Annotated in this window: 15 protein-coding genes and 1 pseudogene; 3 read left to right on the top strand and 13 right to left on the bottom strand. The window is 45.6% G+C overall.

The annotated features are described in order from the left end of the window. Nucleotides 1-119 precede the first annotated feature (119 nt). Entirely contained in the window at nt 120-1,295 is a 1,176-nt protein-coding gene (locus tag PQG45_RS06245; protein ID WP_316070484.1) for a helix-turn-helix domain-containing protein, read from the top strand. Nucleotides 1,296-1,856: 561 nt separating this feature from the next. Here the strand turns inward: PQG45_RS06245 and PQG45_RS06240 are convergent. Genes PQG45_RS06240 through PQG45_RS06225 form a run of 4 tightly spaced genes read right to left on the bottom strand, consistent with a single transcriptional unit; the run spans nt 1,857 to nt 8,017 of the window. Next, a complete protein-coding gene (locus tag PQG45_RS06240; RefSeq protein ID WP_316070483.1) occupies nt 1,857-3,422 on the bottom strand; it encodes an OmpA family protein in 1,566 nt (521 codons plus the stop codon). Nucleotides 3,423-3,448: 26 nt separating this feature from the next. After that, nucleotides 3,449-4,030, bottom strand: coding sequence for an LOG family protein (locus tag PQG45_RS06235; protein WP_315574612.1), 582 nt, complete (start codon nt 4,028-4,030; stop codon nt 3,449-3,451). Beyond that, complete coding sequence (locus PQG45_RS06230; RefSeq protein ID WP_316070482.1) at nt 4,023-4,898, bottom strand: TIGR01777 family oxidoreductase; 876 nt, start codon at nt 4,896-4,898, stop codon at nt 4,023-4,025. The genes PQG45_RS06235 and PQG45_RS06230 overlap by 8 nt, the downstream gene beginning before the upstream one ends. Beyond that, nucleotides 4,898-8,017 carry a glycoside hydrolase family 3 N-terminal domain-containing protein gene (locus tag PQG45_RS06225; RefSeq protein WP_316070481.1) on the bottom strand — a complete coding sequence of 1,040 codons (3,120 nt, stop codon included), beginning with the start codon at nt 8,015-8,017 and terminating at the stop codon, nt 4,898-4,900. The genes PQG45_RS06230 and PQG45_RS06225 overlap by 1 nt, the downstream gene beginning before the upstream one ends. Nucleotides 8,018-8,128: 111 nt before the next feature. Between PQG45_RS06225 and tpiA the strand changes: the two genes are divergently transcribed. Both tpiA and PQG45_RS06215 read left to right on the top strand, forming a co-directional pair. Next, nucleotides 8,129-8,890, top strand: a complete 762-nt coding sequence (tpiA, locus tag PQG45_RS06220) for a triose-phosphate isomerase (protein ID WP_316070480.1) — start codon at nt 8,129-8,131, stop codon at nt 8,888-8,890. A gap of 91 nt (nt 8,891-8,981) precedes the next feature. Continuing rightward, nucleotides 8,982-9,659, top strand: a complete 678-nt coding sequence (locus tag PQG45_RS06215; RefSeq protein ID WP_315574604.1) for an HAD family hydrolase — start codon at nt 8,982-8,984, stop codon at nt 9,657-9,659. A 230-nt stretch (nt 9,660-9,889) separates the two neighbouring features. On the opposite strand, the gene PQG45_RS06210 is transcribed toward PQG45_RS06215, so the two are convergent. The 9 genes and pseudogenes from PQG45_RS06210 to PQG45_RS06170 all read right to left on the bottom strand — a co-directional run bounded on the left by PQG45_RS06210 (nt 9,890) and on the right by PQG45_RS06170 (nt 16,963). Further along, nucleotides 9,890-10,483: a NifU family protein gene (locus PQG45_RS06210; RefSeq protein WP_315574603.1), complete on the bottom strand. Its 594-nt coding sequence runs from the start codon at nt 10,481-10,483 to the stop codon at nt 9,890-9,892. Between the two features lie 258 nt (nt 10,484-10,741). Then, nucleotides 10,742-10,999: pseudogene (gene rpmA, locus PQG45_RS06205) on the bottom strand (50S ribosomal protein L27); the annotation flags it as partial. A 38-nt stretch (nt 11,000-11,037) separates the two neighbouring features. Next, nucleotides 11,038-11,352, bottom strand: coding sequence for a 50S ribosomal protein L21 (gene rplU / locus PQG45_RS06200; RefSeq protein ID WP_315574601.1), 315 nt, complete (start codon nt 11,350-11,352; stop codon nt 11,038-11,040). A 107-nt stretch (nt 11,353-11,459) separates the two neighbouring features. Next, nucleotides 11,460-12,629 carry an AIR synthase related protein gene (locus tag PQG45_RS06195; RefSeq protein ID WP_315574599.1) on the bottom strand — a complete coding sequence of 390 codons (1,170 nt, stop codon included), beginning with the start codon at nt 12,627-12,629 and terminating at the stop codon, nt 11,460-11,462. 1 nt (nt 12,630) lies between these two features. Beyond that, nucleotides 12,631-13,602 carry a porphobilinogen synthase gene (gene hemB, locus PQG45_RS06190; RefSeq protein WP_315574597.1) on the bottom strand — a complete coding sequence of 324 codons (972 nt, stop codon included), beginning with the start codon at nt 13,600-13,602 and terminating at the stop codon, nt 12,631-12,633. Nucleotides 13,603-13,632: 30 nt separating this feature from the next. Then, nucleotides 13,633-13,965: a helix-turn-helix domain-containing protein gene (locus PQG45_RS06185; RefSeq protein WP_316070479.1), complete on the bottom strand. Its 333-nt coding sequence runs from the start codon at nt 13,963-13,965 to the stop codon at nt 13,633-13,635. 79 nt (nt 13,966-14,044) lie between these two features. Continuing rightward, nucleotides 14,045-15,511: a M61 family metallopeptidase gene (locus PQG45_RS06180; protein ID WP_316070478.1), complete on the bottom strand. Its 1,467-nt coding sequence runs from the start codon at nt 15,509-15,511 to the stop codon at nt 14,045-14,047. Beyond that, the gene (gene recO, locus PQG45_RS06175; RefSeq protein ID WP_316070477.1) at nt 15,508-16,194 is read right to left on the bottom strand and encodes a DNA repair protein RecO; all 687 of its coding nucleotides are present in this window, start codon (nt 16,192-16,194) and stop codon (nt 15,508-15,510) included. The genes PQG45_RS06180 and recO overlap by 4 nt, the downstream gene beginning before the upstream one ends. After that, nucleotides 16,184-16,963, bottom strand: a complete 780-nt coding sequence (locus PQG45_RS06170; protein ID WP_315574590.1) for a lysophospholipid acyltransferase family protein — start codon at nt 16,961-16,963, stop codon at nt 16,184-16,186. The genes recO and PQG45_RS06170 overlap by 11 nt, the downstream gene beginning before the upstream one ends.

Genomic DNA, 16,963 nt, shown 5'->3' with positions numbered 1-16,963 from the left:
AATGCCTTTTTACAAACACCCACATGTCCTACATTTGAAAACTCGGACATGTCTTTCGGTATTTCGAGCAATTCTGATACCTTTGTTATTATTGTTCGCGTGCCACTGTTCTAAAAATTATGTTTCTATTCAATGCGCTGTTAAGCCTATTCATTTCCTTAATTTTAATATTCTTCAACTGGAAAGAGAATAAAAATACCATTTATTTGGGCCTGTTTTTGTTCATTATTTCATTGTACAGCCTTACGCATTACTTTTCGGTGTTTGGAAATTCCCCAATCATGTTGGCATTATTCTATGGACACTTTTCGCCCTTCATGTTGCTGGCGGGCCCATTACTCTACTTTTATATTCGCGGAATTATACGAGATACCTATATATTAAGCCCCAAAGATTACCTGCATTTTATTCCAGCCATCATCGTTTTTATAGGTAATATCCCGTATTATTTTACCCCTTTTGACGTTAAAATAGAGTATGCAAAAATGATTTTGGCCGATTTAGACCAACTCAAGCACGTCGGCGTAAATTTCATTTTTCCCATTTCCGTGAATTACATCATGCGCGTAACGTCTCTCATGATTTACACGTTGTTTAGTTATTACAAGATTTGGAAATACAAACCCAAGGTGAAGAAATCGATTCCGACCCAACAGTATTTATTGACCTATCGCTGGCTGAACATGTTTTTCATTGCCTTAATCATCCTGCTTATTGCATTTGCTTTGATTACGGCTGATTTCATTCAAAAATCACCGAAGGAAACCTATGGCGCTTTGAGTCTCGTACATAACCTGGGTGGAATTATGTTTTTGCTTCTTTCGGCATCGCTCCTCGTGTTTCCACAAATTCTCTATGGATTTCCTGTTTACCATACCCCGACGGAGAAAACGGTTAGAAAAACGGAGGCCAACAAGCAAGTACTCCCCGAAATTGATGAGGACGAGGAGGACAATCCCTTCCTTGAACTCAGAGACCAAATAAGCGACTATTTAGAAACGGAAAAACCGTATTTAAATCCCGAATTTTCCATTAGCGACTTAGCGGCTGCCATGAAAGCACCCCAGCATCATATATCCTATTGTCTGCGCGACCTGTATAAACAAAGCTTTCCCAAACTGAAGACTTCATTGCGCATTGAATACGCAAAACAACTGATGCAATCGGAAGACGCCATTCATCTGAGTTTAGAGGGAATAGGCCAAATGGCGGGATTCTCTTCCCGCTCCAGCTTTTACTCTGCATTTCAGTCGGAAATGGGCTGTTCGCCAGGAGAATATATGGAGAGGAGGTAAGTAGAGAGGTAAGAATTAAGAGTGAAGAGGTTTCTGTTCAAGACAGACCACCAACGACTTGCGACTGAGATTGATAACCCTGGGCTTTAGCCTAGGAACCCCCAGACTAAAGTCTGGGGCTATAAAAAGAACCTTTATGGGAATATCCCCTTCTGACTCCGGACTGACCACTGTCAACTGTCCACTGACCACTGTCAACTTATAACCCTGGGCTTTAGCCTAGGGATCCCCAGACTAAAGTCTGGGGCTATAAAATGAACCTTTTCGGAAATACTCCCTTCTGACTCCGGACTGTCCACTGTCAACTGTCCACTGACCACTGTCAACTTATAACCCCAGGCTTTAGCCTAGGAACCCCCAGACTAAAGTCTGGGGCTATAAAAAAAACCTTTATGGGAATATCCCCTTCGGACTCCGGACTGACCACTGTCAACTTATAACCCTGGGCTTTAGCCTAGGGATCCCCAGACTAAAGTCTGGGGCTATAAAAAGAACCTTTATGGGAATATCCCCTTCGGACTCCGGACTGACGACTAGCGACTAGTGACTAGCGACTGTCCACTACAAAATCGAAAACTCCACCCGTCTATTCTGCGCTCTACCTTCCTCCGTATCATTCGACACCTTCGGTTTCTTAGATCCATAACCCTTAGACTGTATGCGTCCCGTCGGAATGCCGGCATTCAATAAATAGATTTTCACCGCATCCGCACGCGCTTGCGACAAGGCATCATTAATCACATCGGTACCCGTATTATCCGTGTGTCCACTAATCTCGATACGCAAAGAAACATTATCCAGCATCACCTGAACCATGCGTTTTAATTCAGGCTCCGACTCCGCCGTTAACGTGGCCTTGTTCAACTCGAAAAACAAATTGTTCACCGTCACGGTACTTCCTTTGGCAATCGGCGCCATCGCTAAATCACGCCCATCCAATTCCAAATAACGACCCCGCATTTTGCTCAAATCCAAATTCAACGAACTCGGCAAAAAGCCGTCCGCCTTCGCCGTAATTCCGTAATTTGTGCCGTAAGGCAAGACCAATTTATATTGCCCCGTGCCCGGATCCGGTGTCGCTTGACCAATGATCTTGCCCGTCTTCAAATCCTCATAACTCACCGAAGCGCCCGTTGGCACCTTCCCCTTCACATCGCTCACTTTCCCCGAAAGCAAAACAACCGCCTCCGAATTCTCCGATGAAGCAATCCGCGGACTTGATTTCACATCTTGCTGAATAATCGGTTTCGCCTCCGCAACTTCCTCAGCAACAGGCTCCTCTGCAATCGCAATCCGAAAAATATCCTTTTTCCCCGACTCGCTTGTGGATAAAAAATAGGCAAAATCACCTTTGGCAGCCAAGGTATAATAGGCATCGTAAGCACTCGTATTCACCGGCGGGCCGATGTTCACAGGCTTGCGCCAAGATGTCCAACCATTCCCCAATCGCTTCGTCATGTAAATATCTTGGGATCCCTGACCGCCGGGTCTGTCCGACGAGAAATACAAGGTCCGACCATCCGCCGCCAAAAATGGCGTCGTTTCCGAAAATTCCGTATTGATGCCATCCCCCAAATTATCGGGCCTCGACCAGCCCGAATCGCCCAATAAGCTGACATACAGATCATCGCGGTCGCTATTCTTTTTCTCCGCAAAAGCCAATAACAAGGCCTTGCCATCCATGGACAAATAGGCGTATTCATTCTTGCCCCGACTCAACTTTTCATAGCCCGGAATGTTGATTTTCTCGGGTATCGACCAGCCGCTTAATTGCTTTTTGGACAAGGAAAAACCGCGCGATTCATAGACCCCATTGATGTAGGCCCCCTTCAACAACATGGTTTGGCCATCCGGGGAAATCGATAAAATCGTATTGTATTGATCGCGATTCAAGACATCCGGCATACGGCGCGCCGTACTCCAAACATCCCCCACACGTTCGCTGTACCAAATATCCTGAGATCCCGAAACGGTCTCTGAACCCTGTGTCCCAAACCGATTGGAGGGATGACTCTTTCGGCCGAAATAAAGCGTCTTGCCATCAGGCGCCATCACCGGATTCAGTTCAGCATATTCCGAGTTCACAGCAGTGCCTAGGTTTTCCGGCTTTTGCTGCCCGAAACCCATAAAAGACACCAATAAAAAAACGCAAACTAGCCGCGATAAATCCATTTTTTCTCCATTTTCTCCGGCTCGTAGCCCATGATGTAATCCACCAAAACCGCCGGATTTGTCTCTACCTGCAAAGCTTCTAAATTAGGCGATTTCAAAAATCCTTCATCCACCATATGTTGCAATTGCGCCATTAAATGATCGTAATAGCCATTCGTATTGAGCACAGAAATGGGCATTTGGTGTAAATCCAATTGCTTCCACGTCAACATCTCAAACAACTCATCTAAGGTTCCGAATCCACCAGGCAAGGCAATCACGCCATCCGCCAACTCGGCCATTTTCTGTTTCCGACTATGCATCGTTTCCGTCACATAACACTCCTGAATTCCCTTGTGCTTTACCTCCCAAGGCTCCATAAACGAAGGAATCACCCCAATCACATGTCCGCCCAAACGTAAATACTCATCCGCCAAAACACCCATGATACCCACACTTCCTGCACCAAAAATCAATTTGCAATCGTACTTCTTAAAAGCCTGCATCAATGCTTTCGCCTCTGCTTCGTAAATCGGATTATGGCCTTTCGATGAGCCGCAATAAACTAGAATCGTTTTAGACATGTATGAGTTGTTTTAACGCCTCCGCAAGGCGCGTATAGGTAAACGTAAATTGTAAGTCTTTTTGTATTTTCTCGGAGGAAACAAAATTTCCACCCGTAACCAAAACGGCCATTTCTCCCAGCACCAAGCGCAAAGCCCATGCCGGTACTTTGGGCCACCAAATGGGCCTGTGATAGGCCGCCGCAATCTGTTTTGACATCTCTGCATGCGTCACGGGATGTGGCGCCACCGCATTATAAACACCTGTTGCATGATCCTCCGTCAACACACATGCGAACATTTTGACCAGGTCTTGAATATGTATCCAAGATTGACCTTGTGTACCCTTGCCTAAAATGACACCCGCAAACCAACGAATCGGTCGGGCCAATACGGGGAATATACCCCCATTTGCTCCCAAAACTAAACCGATACGCAATTTCACCACGCGCAAACCTTGAATTTCATCCACCGCATTTTCCCAGGCTACAGTACAAGCACTCAAGAAATCTTGGCCAGCAGGCGTTGTTTCCGTACAAAGTACATCCCCAGAATCCGCGCCATAAAAACCAATGGCAGAAGCAGATACAAAGGTGTGAACCTGGTGTTTTCGGGTTTTTAAGGCATCAGCTAATAGCTTCGTTGAGGCCACGCGCGAATGAATTAATTCCTTTTTCCGGTCCGCCGACCAACGTTTATCGGCAATCCCAGCACCGGCTAAATGCACGATCGCATCGATGTTATCCAGCGCATCGGGAGCTAAATAAGCTTTGTCAATATCCCAACCCCCTTGACGAGATAAAATACGCGTTTGGTGACCCAGCGCATGTAAATATGCCTGTAGTTCTTGCCCAATAAAACCCGACCCGCCGGTGATGAGAATGCGCATTAATTTCCTTTTTTAATCGCCTGATAGATCACTTCGTTAATGCCCGTGCGAATGTTGGCATCCGATATTTTACTATTATTTCGTGTTGGATAAACGCGATTTGATAAGAATACATAAACCAAATCCTGCGTCGGGTCTACCCAGGTATACGTTCCCGTAAAACCGGAATGACCGAAGCTTGCAGCACTCGCTGATGCCGCCGCGGAGATACCCGGTTTCTTGCGATCTGGTTTATCGAAACCAACTCCCCGACGGGAATTTTCGTCCACCGAGAATGGGTAAGCGGTCCATTGCTTAACCGTCTTTTCCTCGATAAATTGTTGGCCTCCATAATACCCATTTTGCAAATACATCTGCATCAATTTCGCGAGGTCATTGGCATTCCCAAACAAGCCCGCATGACCGCTAATACCGTCCAATAAAGCAGCCCCTTCATCATGCACTTTGCCATGAATCAAAGTCTTGCGGAATAGAGAGTCATATTCAGTAGGAACAATACGCGCTAAGGGAAAATACTTCTCGGCCTGATACACCAAGGTGCTCGCACCTAAAGGCTTGTAAAATGTCTCTGAAAGGTAATTTGTCCACGTTTTGCCCGTGATACGCGGTGCGATTTGGGGCAATAAATAGTAAGACAAATCCGAATACACATATTCCTTTTTCTCCCGCAATGCCGAATTTTTAATCGCATCCGTTAGTTGTGCACTGATGCTACGATGCGCCCAAAGGTTCGGTGCGACTTGAATCGGATATTCTTCCGAGGAAGCGTAGGAAAGCGTTCTGGGTTTCCAGCGCGTCACTTCCGACTTAATGTCCACACAGGAATCCCAAAGATTCTTCTGTGTACGAATGATTTTTTTGATACGTTCTTCTCCTGCCGCCTTCGTTAAATACTTTTCTAAGAACGAGTATTGCATGCCGTTTTTGGCGAAAAGCTGGTTAAACTTTTTGCTATGCACAATCATGTCGGTGCTATCAATGTAATCTTGCCAAAAAGGAATCCAGGCACGCAATCGAGCTTGGTGGGTCAATATGTCCAAAAACTTCAAATCCTTCTTGTTGCTTTGGGCGAATTCTGGAATCAGTTCGCCCATCGTTGTTTCCAAGGTGAATTTTCCTTGGTCCTGCCATTTCATCAAGGCTGGAATCGAGGTAGAAATTTTGGTAATCGATGCCAAATCGAAGATATCCGACTTCTTCAGCGGCTCTTTCGATTCATAGGTTTGGCTACCAAAAGCCTTGTGGTAAATCACCTTGCCCTCTTTGGCAATCAACACCACGACACCCGGAGCACCTTTGATATCGATGGCTTTTTGTGCCAAAGAATCGACGTGCTTATTCAAATATTGCCCAGAAATTCCCACAGCCTCCGGTAGCACATTGTATTGCAAACGACCTAAACTCGGAGTTAAAATCCCCATCCCCGCTGGATAATCTGCCGAGGCGCTAACAGGCATTTTTCCTTCCGCCGAGATACCGCCAAAAATCAAGGATGCCGCCGCTTCTTGTTGGGCCACCCCATCCTGATATGTCAATACCAATCCACCCAAATTCTTTAAATTCTCAAAAGACTTCAAGGTAAATGGATTGGCGAAATAGGATAAGATCGTTTTCGGTGTAGCAAAACGTTTAACGAGTGCTTGAATTGGGGCTTTGATCGCATAATTATTAACCGGTCGGTAAGAAATTCCATGCAAACCCATCAAGACGACATCGTAGTTTTTCAAGGCATTTTCTACCTTGACAATGCTCGAATCTGCGCTCAATTCATCCAAATAGAAATGCTCCATCTCGACGTAATTTTGGGCCAACTTCTGGAATTCTGTCGGAAATACGCCCCCATAATTAGCTTTACCGATTGCCAGCGTGGCAATTTTCAAGGTATCCAAACGGCGCAAAGGAATTAAATCGAACGGGTTTTTTAACACCGTCGCCGATTTCTCTGCGAGCGTGCGTTTGAGTAAATCCGCCTGCAGGGGATTGAGCTCTTCGATTAAGTTTTTGATTTCGGTAGGTTGGTAGTGATCAAGGCCCGCCCAAGCTTTGGCATTCAGAATGCGACGAACGCGTTTATCAAGTTCCGCTTCGGTAATTTCTCCTTCCGTTAAGGCTTTTTTGATCGCATTAAATGCGGCAGGAACATCGACAAAGGTTTCTAAAATATCATTACCGGCCAGGAAAGCTTTCACATTCGCCTGTCCTTCGGGAAACATTTTGGTGGCACCTTTCATGTCCATGGCATCGGTAAAAACGAGGCCTTCAAATTTCAGTGAATCACGCAATAAGCCTGTCACAATGGGTTTCGACATCGTCGATGCGAGCATGGCTGTGGTGTCCAGCGCAGGTATGCTTAAATGACCTACCATGACCCCCTGAAGGCCTTTTTTGATTAATTCGCGGTAAGGAAAAAGCTCCAAAGAATCCAATCGGTTGCGGCTATGCGTCAACACCGGAATGTCATAATGGGAGTCGACACCTGTGTCGCCATGCCCGGGAAAATGTTTGGCAGAGGTGATAATTCCGCCTTTTTGAAGCCCCCGCATGTAGGCAAGGGATTTATTTGTAACCGCATCGCGGTTTTCCCCGAAAGAGCGGAAGTTGATGACTGGGTTGTTGGGATTATTATTCACGTCGACCACCGGTGCATAATTGATATGCACCCCCATGCGCTTGCATTGTTGGGCAATTTGGAAGCCCATTTTCTCGATGAGCGCGTCATTACCTTGTATCGCGCCGAGCGTCATTTGGTAAGGGTAGCGAACCGTTGAGTCCAAGCGCATGTTTAGCCCCCATTCCAAATCCATGCCAATGAACATGGGTACTTTGGACATGGCTTGTAATTTGTTGACCAAGCGCGCTTGATTCGTCGGGTAACCGGCAAATAGCACGAATCCGCCAACGTGGTAATTGCGTACGATGTCGTAGAGTCGGGCCGTGTCATAGGTCGCATTCGTGTTCCCGCGCGGCATAAGCACTTGGCCGATTTTTTGGTCGACCGTTAGGCTTTTCATGACCGAATCCACCCATTTCGATTTGGTGTGGGGGAAAAGGTCGGTTTGGCTGTATGCGGATTTGCCTGAGGCGATGAATAACAAGGCAAGAAGAATGCGTTTGATCATGGGTAAAAGGAGGTAATGGATTGTGAAAATACGGAATCTTTGGGATTTTTTTGCTTGGATTTTCGTAAGCGGGAAAGGAATTGTATTTTTGGAGCTTAATAAGATGAACGTATGAGAAAAAAAATTGTTGCTGGAAACTGGAAAATGAATAAGACGGCTGCTGAGGCATTCGTGTTGGCTACTGAAGTAGCACAATTAGTGAAGTCGGAGGTTCCGGCAGATGTACAAGTGATTATGGCGACGCCGGCCTTGTATTTGACAGGTGTTTCTCAGGTTGTTGAGGGCATTGATAATTTAGCTGTTGCGGCACAAAACTGCCACGAAAAAGCATCAGGCGCGTATACGGGGGAGATTTCGGCGGTGCAATTGGCATCAGCTGCGATTCCTTACGTATTGATTGGTCACTCGGAGCGTCGCGAATATTTCGCGGAGTCGAATGAGCAATTAGCTGCCAAAGTGGATGCGGCATTAGCGAATGGTATCACACCGATTTTCTGCTGCGGAGAGAGTTTACAATTACGTGAAGGCGGAGAATTTTTAGCTTATGTAGCGGATCAATTAACGGCTAGTTTATTTCATTTATCGGCAGAGGAATTTGCTAAAGTTGTGATTGCCTATGAGCCTATTTGGGCGATTGGAACGGGCTTAACGGCTTCGGCAGGTCAAGCACAAGAAATGCATGCACATTTGCGTGTTCACATTGCTGCCAAATATGGCGCAAGCGTAGCAGATGATTGCTCGATTTTATATGGTGGGTCTTGTAATGCGAAAAACGCACAAGAGATTTTCGCGGGTCCAGATGTGGATGGCGGATTGATCGGGGGTGCTTCGTTGATCGCGGCGGACTTCATCACGATTGCAAAATCGTTTTAATTGGTGTGTTGGCGGGTAAACGCTGCCGGGGTCTTCAGACCCCGGCAGCGTTACTCCCCGAACGCTTTATATTCGAAAAAAGTATATCAATATGTTGGTAATCGCATTTGACGCGGATGACACCTTGTGGGTAAATGAACCCTATTTTCGCGAGAGTGAAGAGGCCTTTGCTGCCTTGTTTGAAGACTATTTGCCTTTGCATCAAACCCAACAAGAATTATTCAAAACCGAGATGGATAACCTGGCGCTTTATGGCTATGGGGTAAAAGGTTTTATGTTATCCATGATCGAGACTGCTATTCGAATTACGGATGGTCATTTGTCGGCCGAAGGAACCCAACAAATCTTGGAAATCGGGAAAGAATTACTCGATAGACCGATTGAAATTCTACCACATGTCGAGGCGGTCTTAGAAGCACTTTCCACAAAATACCGCCTGGTAGTAGCTACCAAGGGAGATTTGCTCGATCAAGAGCGAAAGTTAAAGAAATCAGGTTTAGCTAAATATTTCCATCACATTGAAATCATGTCGGACAAAAAGCCCGAAGATTATCAAAAATTAATCCGTCATTTAGACATTGCTCCCGCGCAATTTATGATGATCGGCAACTCGTTAAAATCAGACATTTTGCCGGTGTTAGAGCTTGGCGGACATGGGGTACATATTCCATTTCATACGACCTGGGCGCACGAGATGGTGAGCCATCCGGTAGAACATGACAACTTTCGTGAGATCGAAAACTTGGACGAAGTTCTCTCGTTTTTATAATTAGAAAAATTTATGGGATTGGGGTAGGCAGTTTATCAACAACTTGATAACAATGAGAATCATTATGCCCTTTACGCCGCCAGGAGGCGGGAAATAATCAGTTTGTTAGGCAGAAAGGTTTTTCCGGGAAGTGGAAGTGAAAAGGTGACGCTGCCGGGGTCTGCGACCCCGGCAGCGTCTACGCCAAGCTCCAACGATTAAGCCAGGGCTATATTGTCCAATAAACTTATTTAAACGCCTTCTGCGACAACCTCTTTCACTGCAGGCACCATTCGTGTCATCAAGGTCTCAATCCCCGCTTTAAGCGTCATTTGAGACGAAGGGCAACCCGAACAAGATCCTTGCAACAAAACCTTCATTTGACCCGTCGATTCATCGAATGAATGAAAAGTAATCGCTCCACCATCTGATTCTACAGCAGGTTTCACATATTCCTCCAAAACTTGCTTGATTTGGGTGATAATTTCTGAATCTGAAGATTCCCCTTCTTCGGCAAATTCCGAGGCAGGTAAAGAGAAAACAGGTTGTTTCTCGGCGAAATATTTCTTTAAGTATTGCTTAATCCCGAACAATTCATCCTCCCAAGCAGCATTTTCCGTTTTGGTCAATGTGATGAAGTTGTTGGTAATGAAGACCCGACGAACAAATTCAAAGCCAAATAATGCGACTGCTAATGGAGAATTTTTTTCTTTGGTCAAGCCATCTGCGGGTTGGGTATAGTCGAAAGACATGCCCTCCGGCAATAATTCCACATTAAAAACGAATTTCATCGAATGCGGATTGGGCGTAGATTCTGTATAAATGGTAACTGTCGAGGTAAGCATAAAGTGGAGTTATAGTCGCTAAACAGCCGAACAGCCATTAAGGTTTCGAAAAATAAAAAAAACCTGACACTTTCGTATCAGGTCTTCTCAAAATTCTACAGATGATTACTCAGCTGCAGCTTCTTTTTTCTTTGCTGGAGCTTTTTTCGCTTTAGGAGCTGCTTCTACCGCAACCTCTGCTACTGGAGCCGCTTCCACTGCTGGAGCTGCTTTTTTCGCCGGAGCTTTCTTCGCTACAGGAGCCGCTGGTGCTGCTGCTGCCACTGCTGGCAATACGTGCACAAATGAACGACCTTTAAATCCTTTTTTGAATGCTACGACACCATCCGCTAAAGCAAATAATGTATGATCTTTTCCTAGACCAACATTTTCACCTGGGTTGTGCGCTGTTCCACGTTGACGAACAATGATGTTCCCCGCGATAACTGCTTGGCCTCCAAATAACTTAACGCCTAAGCGTTTACTATGTGACTCGCGCCCGTTTTTCGACGATCCGGCGCCTTTCTTATGTGCCATGTTTTTTTATTTTATGCGTATAAAACGCTAATGTTCAATTATTTAACTGAGATACCTTCGATTAACACTTGCGTCAAATCTTGACGGTGTCCATTCATTTTTTGGTAAGACTTTCTACGTTTCTTTTTGAATACTAAAACCTTTTCGCCACGAACGTGTGCTACGATTTTAGCTTGAACAGTCGCACCAGCTACTGTGGGTGCTCCTACGGAAATCTTTCCGTCATTGTCAACAAGTAATACCTTGTCGATAACCAGTGCAGCGCCTACCGAACCCGCCAAACGGTGAGTGTATACGGTACGGTCTTTTTCTACTTTAAATTGCTGCCCGGCAATTTCTACGATTGCGTACATTTTATATGTATTTAAGTGAAACAATCCCACGAGGCCAGGTCGTTACCTTTACAAAGCCTTTTAAATGGGGTCGCAAATATAAAAAGTATTTACTATAAAGCAAAGCCTTATTCGTAAATAAATTCTCCATAAGTACTTTTTATGGTCAATTTCTTCGCAGGAGCGGCCTCCACACGTCCCACAATCTGTGCCGGAATACCAAATGATTGCGAAATTTGGATAATCTCCTCGGCAAACTCAGGTGCCACATAAAGCTCCATCCGGTGACCCATGTTGAACACTTTATACATCTCCTGGAAACTTGTTCCACTCTCCTTTTGAATCAAATCAAACAGCGGAGGAATCGGAAATAAATTGTCCTTAATCACATGAACCCCCTCCACAAAATGCATCACTTTCGTCTGAGCTCCACCAGAACAATGAACCATCCCATGTATCTGTGCGCGCATGGCACCCAAAATCGCCTTAATCACGGGCGCATAGGTACGCGTTGGCGATAAAATTAATTGGCCCACATTCAACGGTGTGCCCGGAACCGCTTCCGTCAAGGCGCGTGATCCCGAATAAACCAAATCCGAAGGAACGGATGGATCAAAACTCTCTGGATATTTTCCAGCTAGGTAATTGCCCAACACATCATGGCGTGCGGAAGTCAATCCATTGCTACCCATCCCACCATTATACGTTCTTTCATAGGTCGCTTGGCCATCTGAAGCTAGGCCAACAATCACATCACCCGCCTGAATATTGCCATTCGAAATAACATCGCAACGCTTCATTCGACCTATTACCGTGCTATCCACAATAATCGTCCGCACCAAATCACCCACATCTGCCGTCTCTCCTCCTGTGCTGTAAATTCCCAAACCATTCTCCCGCAACATCTCCAACACCTCTTCGGTACCATTAATAATCTCCGCGATCACTTCGCCCGGAATCAAGTTCTTGTTCCGACCAATCGTACTCGAAAGCAACATTTGATCCGTCGCACCGACACAAATCAAATCATCGGTGTTCATCACAACCGCATCTTGCGCAATACCTCTCCAAACCGAAATATCCCCCGTTTCCTTCCAATACAAATAAGCCAAAGACGACTTCGTCCCTGCCCCATCGGCATGCATGATGTTGCAATAATCCGCATCTCCACCCAAAATATCCGGGGAAATCTTGCAAAATGCCTGTGGAAACAAACCTTTATCTAAGTTGGCAATGGCCTTGTGAACATCTTCTTTAGAAGCCGAAACTCCCCGTTGCATGTAGCGATCGGTTGACATATTACGCTTGATTTAATTGAGCAAATTCTTTGGCAAAATACGTCAGAATCACCTGCGCACCCGCCCGTTTAATCGATAATAAACTTTCCAACATCGCCTTCTCGCCGTCCAACCAGCCATTTTGAGCGGCCGCCTTAATCATGGCATATTCGCCAGACACGTTGTAAGCTGCGATAGGTAAATGACTATTTTCACGCAACAAAGCAATGATATCCAAATAGGCCAAAGCGGGTTTGACCATCAAGAAATCAGCTCCTTCCGCCTCATCTAATTCCAATTCAATCAAGGCTTCCCGACGATTCGCAGGATTCATTTGATATGTTTTCTTATCGCCAAATTTAGGTGCCGACTCCAGCGCATCGCGGAACGGACCATAAAATGCAGAGGCATATTTAGCCGTGTACGCCATGATGCCCACATTTGAGAATCCCGCGCCATCCAATGCCTCACGCAAATACCCGACACGACCATCCATCATGTCCGACGGACCGATCAAACGAGAGCCAGCTTGCGCTTGTGCAATCGCCATTTTGGCAAGCACCGGCAAGGTTTCATCATTTAAAATTTGACCGTCTTTCACAATCCCGTCGTGACCATCGGAACTGTAAGGGTCCATGGCAACGTCGGTCAACAATGAAATCTCTGGAAAACGGCTCGAAACCGCATGAATAGCATCTAAATACAAAGAGCCTTTTCGGTGACTTTCAGATGCAATTGAGTCCTTGAAAGACTCCTCCACCTGAGGAAATAAAGCAAACGAACGAATGCCTAAATTGGCACATGCATCAATTTCCTTCAACAACAAATCAACAGAATAGCGATTAATTCCCGGCATGGATGCAATTGCCGTTTGCTTACCCGTTCCCGACTGAACAAACAAGGGAAATAACATGTCCTTCACCGACAGGCGAGTCTCCTCCACCATATCACGAATGACTGCACTCTGACGATTTCTACGCGGCCTTTGTAACATATCGAATGATTTAAGGCACAAAGGTAGGAATTATTGCGGCAGTTGGGAAAGGATCTTGCTTAATTGTCGCTCCAATAAATGTAATTTATCAACATGCTGGATAAATTCCCCGCGTGTCACAAAACCATAGCCCGCGTAGACCGACTCCGCAACTTCCATTTCGGGCTCCTCATCAAAAAATTGAGACAAATTGAATTGCAAAATTTCAGACATCTGTACCAAACGCGTTAAGGTCATTTCCGTCCTGCCTTGCTCTAATTTGGAATACGCCGAATTTGACATACCCAATTTCAATGCCACATACTCCTGGCTATACTCGTGAGAAATTCGAATCTTCCGGAGTCTTGCTGCATATTTTTTCATAAGGCAAGATAATGAATCGTATATACTCTCACGTTATGACCAAAACAACAAAAAGTGTCACAAATCGAAATAAACTTTCTTATTGTGACCTTCCAAAACCTTCAAGCCGACTAAAATCTACAATTGTTAAAATGCCTTCAGACTCAAACCTTAATCCCACCCCTTCCAATAATTCCGCAATGGCTGATTGTAAAGGCTCGGCTGATTCCACCCAAATAGACCAGAAATCGGCCAGCGATCCTTCATATACTTCCTCGACCAACGAATAAAAATCCTGTCGGGAATAGCCCTGTTTCAATCGGCCATAGCGTTTTTGCATCAACAACATGACGTCGCGAAGCGATTTGGCATGCTGAAACTTCCGACGAATCAAAAGATCCAAACCCAAAGCAACCAAAGCCCCCTTAAAATAAATCGAAACGCGCTTTCCGGGCAAAGCAGCGCCATAGCCGTCCAACCATAAATCGATTGAACTTTCAATCAAAGTCTGCTTGGAAGCACCATCCCGCTCAAAATGTAATTTCAAATTGCCGGCCAACAAATTCACATACTCCTCCGCATTCACAACGCCCGATGCCCACAAAAACCAATCCCCCAAATAGGTCGTAATACCCTCAATAATCCAGCCCGTATCGAAAACAACCGCCTTCGTATAATCATAAGGCAACAAAGCTTTCGGCCGGATGGTCGCCACATTCCACACATGGTACAATTCATGCGAACCCAACCCGATCAAATCTTCATACGAATCGCGATCCTCTGGACCTAACACCATCATCGTGGATTTCGTATGCTCTACCCCGTGATAAAAGGGCTTCGGACAAATCCACAACATAAAACGATAATCACGAACAGGGAATTCGCCCATGTAATCAAGCTGATATCCAACAAATTTTTGGTAAGCCTTCAACAATCGATCTGAGAAATGTGTCTTCGGGCCGACACCCTGTAAATAGAATTTCACCCCTTTGGCTTTCCAAGTATGTGTATGGAGTTGAGGCGCAGCCAAAAAGGGAGAATCGACCAGTTCGCGATACGTTTTCGCCCGAAATTTATTTCCGTAAGTCCTTAAGGAACAGGAAGTTTCGCACCCCCCTGCCGGCGTGATTTTCGCCGAAGAATCCCCCTCGAAAGGCACGAGCATGTCCGGCGAAAAACCCGCCGGCGGCAACACAACCTCCACCTCACATGCGCGGTTCTCCCCCCGATGTGGAAACAATAAACAATTCACAAAATTGATGTAAACCATCGATTCATCCACCCAAGATCCTCCCGCATCCGGCTGTTCCGCATGATATCGATACTTCAACGTAATCGGCCGTAAATCCGTCACCTCAATCGTCCACGAGGACAAATCCGACTTCACTACCGGTCCATGTGTACTCGTAACGGTCGCGATGTTTTTCGCAAAATGCTGCACCTGATATCGCCCCGGTCGCCAAATAGGCAAATGCAAGCGCAAAGGCCCCAGCCGCGAAGGCATCCATGTTAACTCAATATCCAACGCATGAAACGCTGGAGTAATTCGATAGGTTAATGTCCTCATGACAATACTTCTTGTAAAACCTGCAAAGACCTCAACTCCCCAAACGACTCCATATGCAAACCATAATAATAAATCAAGGCCCGTAAAATCGCCGCACGCTGCACCCGATTAACTCCAACGCCATCTCCATAATCTGCATTAAACAGGGCCTGAACCGTTTTGGCATCTAAATCGCCCATGCCTGGAACGCCGGCCTCACGCAACTGTTCCAAAAACTCACCCACCTGACCCGCATGAAATCCCAAAAACTCACTCAAACGCCACAAAAACTGCAAATGAAAATTCTCCAAATGCCCCTGACCCTGATCCAAAATCTGAAACGATTCCTCTAAAAACGAAAACAACACCGGATTCGCCTCCTCTTCCCGCAACACCTTACTCAATACTTCCGTTAAAAATAGAGCGATGCTCGACGAAGCAATATCAAACGGAATCTTCCGATACGGATAATAACATTTGGCCTCCGAGATCCGATGCAAGCCTTTTCCGGGCTTGTGATACACTTCTAAATCCAACAACGTTAGCGGTTGGAACAGCGCTATTTTATGTTTCGCCTTCGCAGAACGAACCCCATTTTCTACATAGGAACTGATACCAAATTCGGCGGTGTAAATGGTCACCAACAGGGACGATTCCCTGTATTTCATGTATTGAATGACAATACCTTTCGTTTTATTCAGCATGATCCAGGCCGATTTCGTGCTGCAAACGAGTCAAAATCTCTTCTGTTGTCGCATCCGCCGCAAAGCGAATCGGCTCCCGAAACTCGACCGTTAAAGTCGTATTTCGCTTACGCCACAATAATCCTTTCTTATCAAATGCCCTTCGGAATCCATTAATTCGCACCGGCACCACAATCGGATTTTCTCCTTTGATCAAATGCGCCGTTCCTTTTCGCAATGGGGCAAAAGCACGGGTCGTTCCTTGTGGAAAACTAATCACCCAGCCAAATTTCAAGCCTTTTCCTATCTTCTCCACAGCCCCTAAATCGACCTCGCGTTTCACATCTACTCCCTCCGCACGCCAAGAACGATTCACTAATATCGCACCGGCTTGCGCAAAAACACGCGGCAATAATCCATCATTTTTCATGGTTTCAGACGCAGCAACATAAAAGAGGTTAGAGCGCGGGGCCAATAAATAAAAAGGGTAATTCAGCGTATTGCGAAACCCCCATTTGACCGAAAAAAAGATGTGATATAAACAAACCACATCCATGAAATAAGTCTGGTGATTGGGTAAAAAAAGCACGCCTTCATTGGGTAAATTTTCCAGATGTTCCGTCCCAGTAATCTTTGTTTTATTGTAGACAGTCAGCCGATTATACGATATAAATCCCAAAACCATCATCACAATCCGCTTGAATAAAATCGGATTGCCAAAGGGGTCCCGCTCACCCAATCCGAGCGTATCCATGAAATGAAATACTTTGGCCAACTTTGACTGACTCAT

Source organism: Aquirufa regiilacus (genome assembly GCF_032470275.1).
In the GTDB taxonomy this organism is placed as follows: domain Bacteria; phylum Bacteroidota; class Bacteroidia; order Cytophagales; family Spirosomataceae; genus Aquirufa; species Aquirufa regiilacus.
This window is presented reverse-complemented; position numbering and strand designations above follow the sequence as displayed.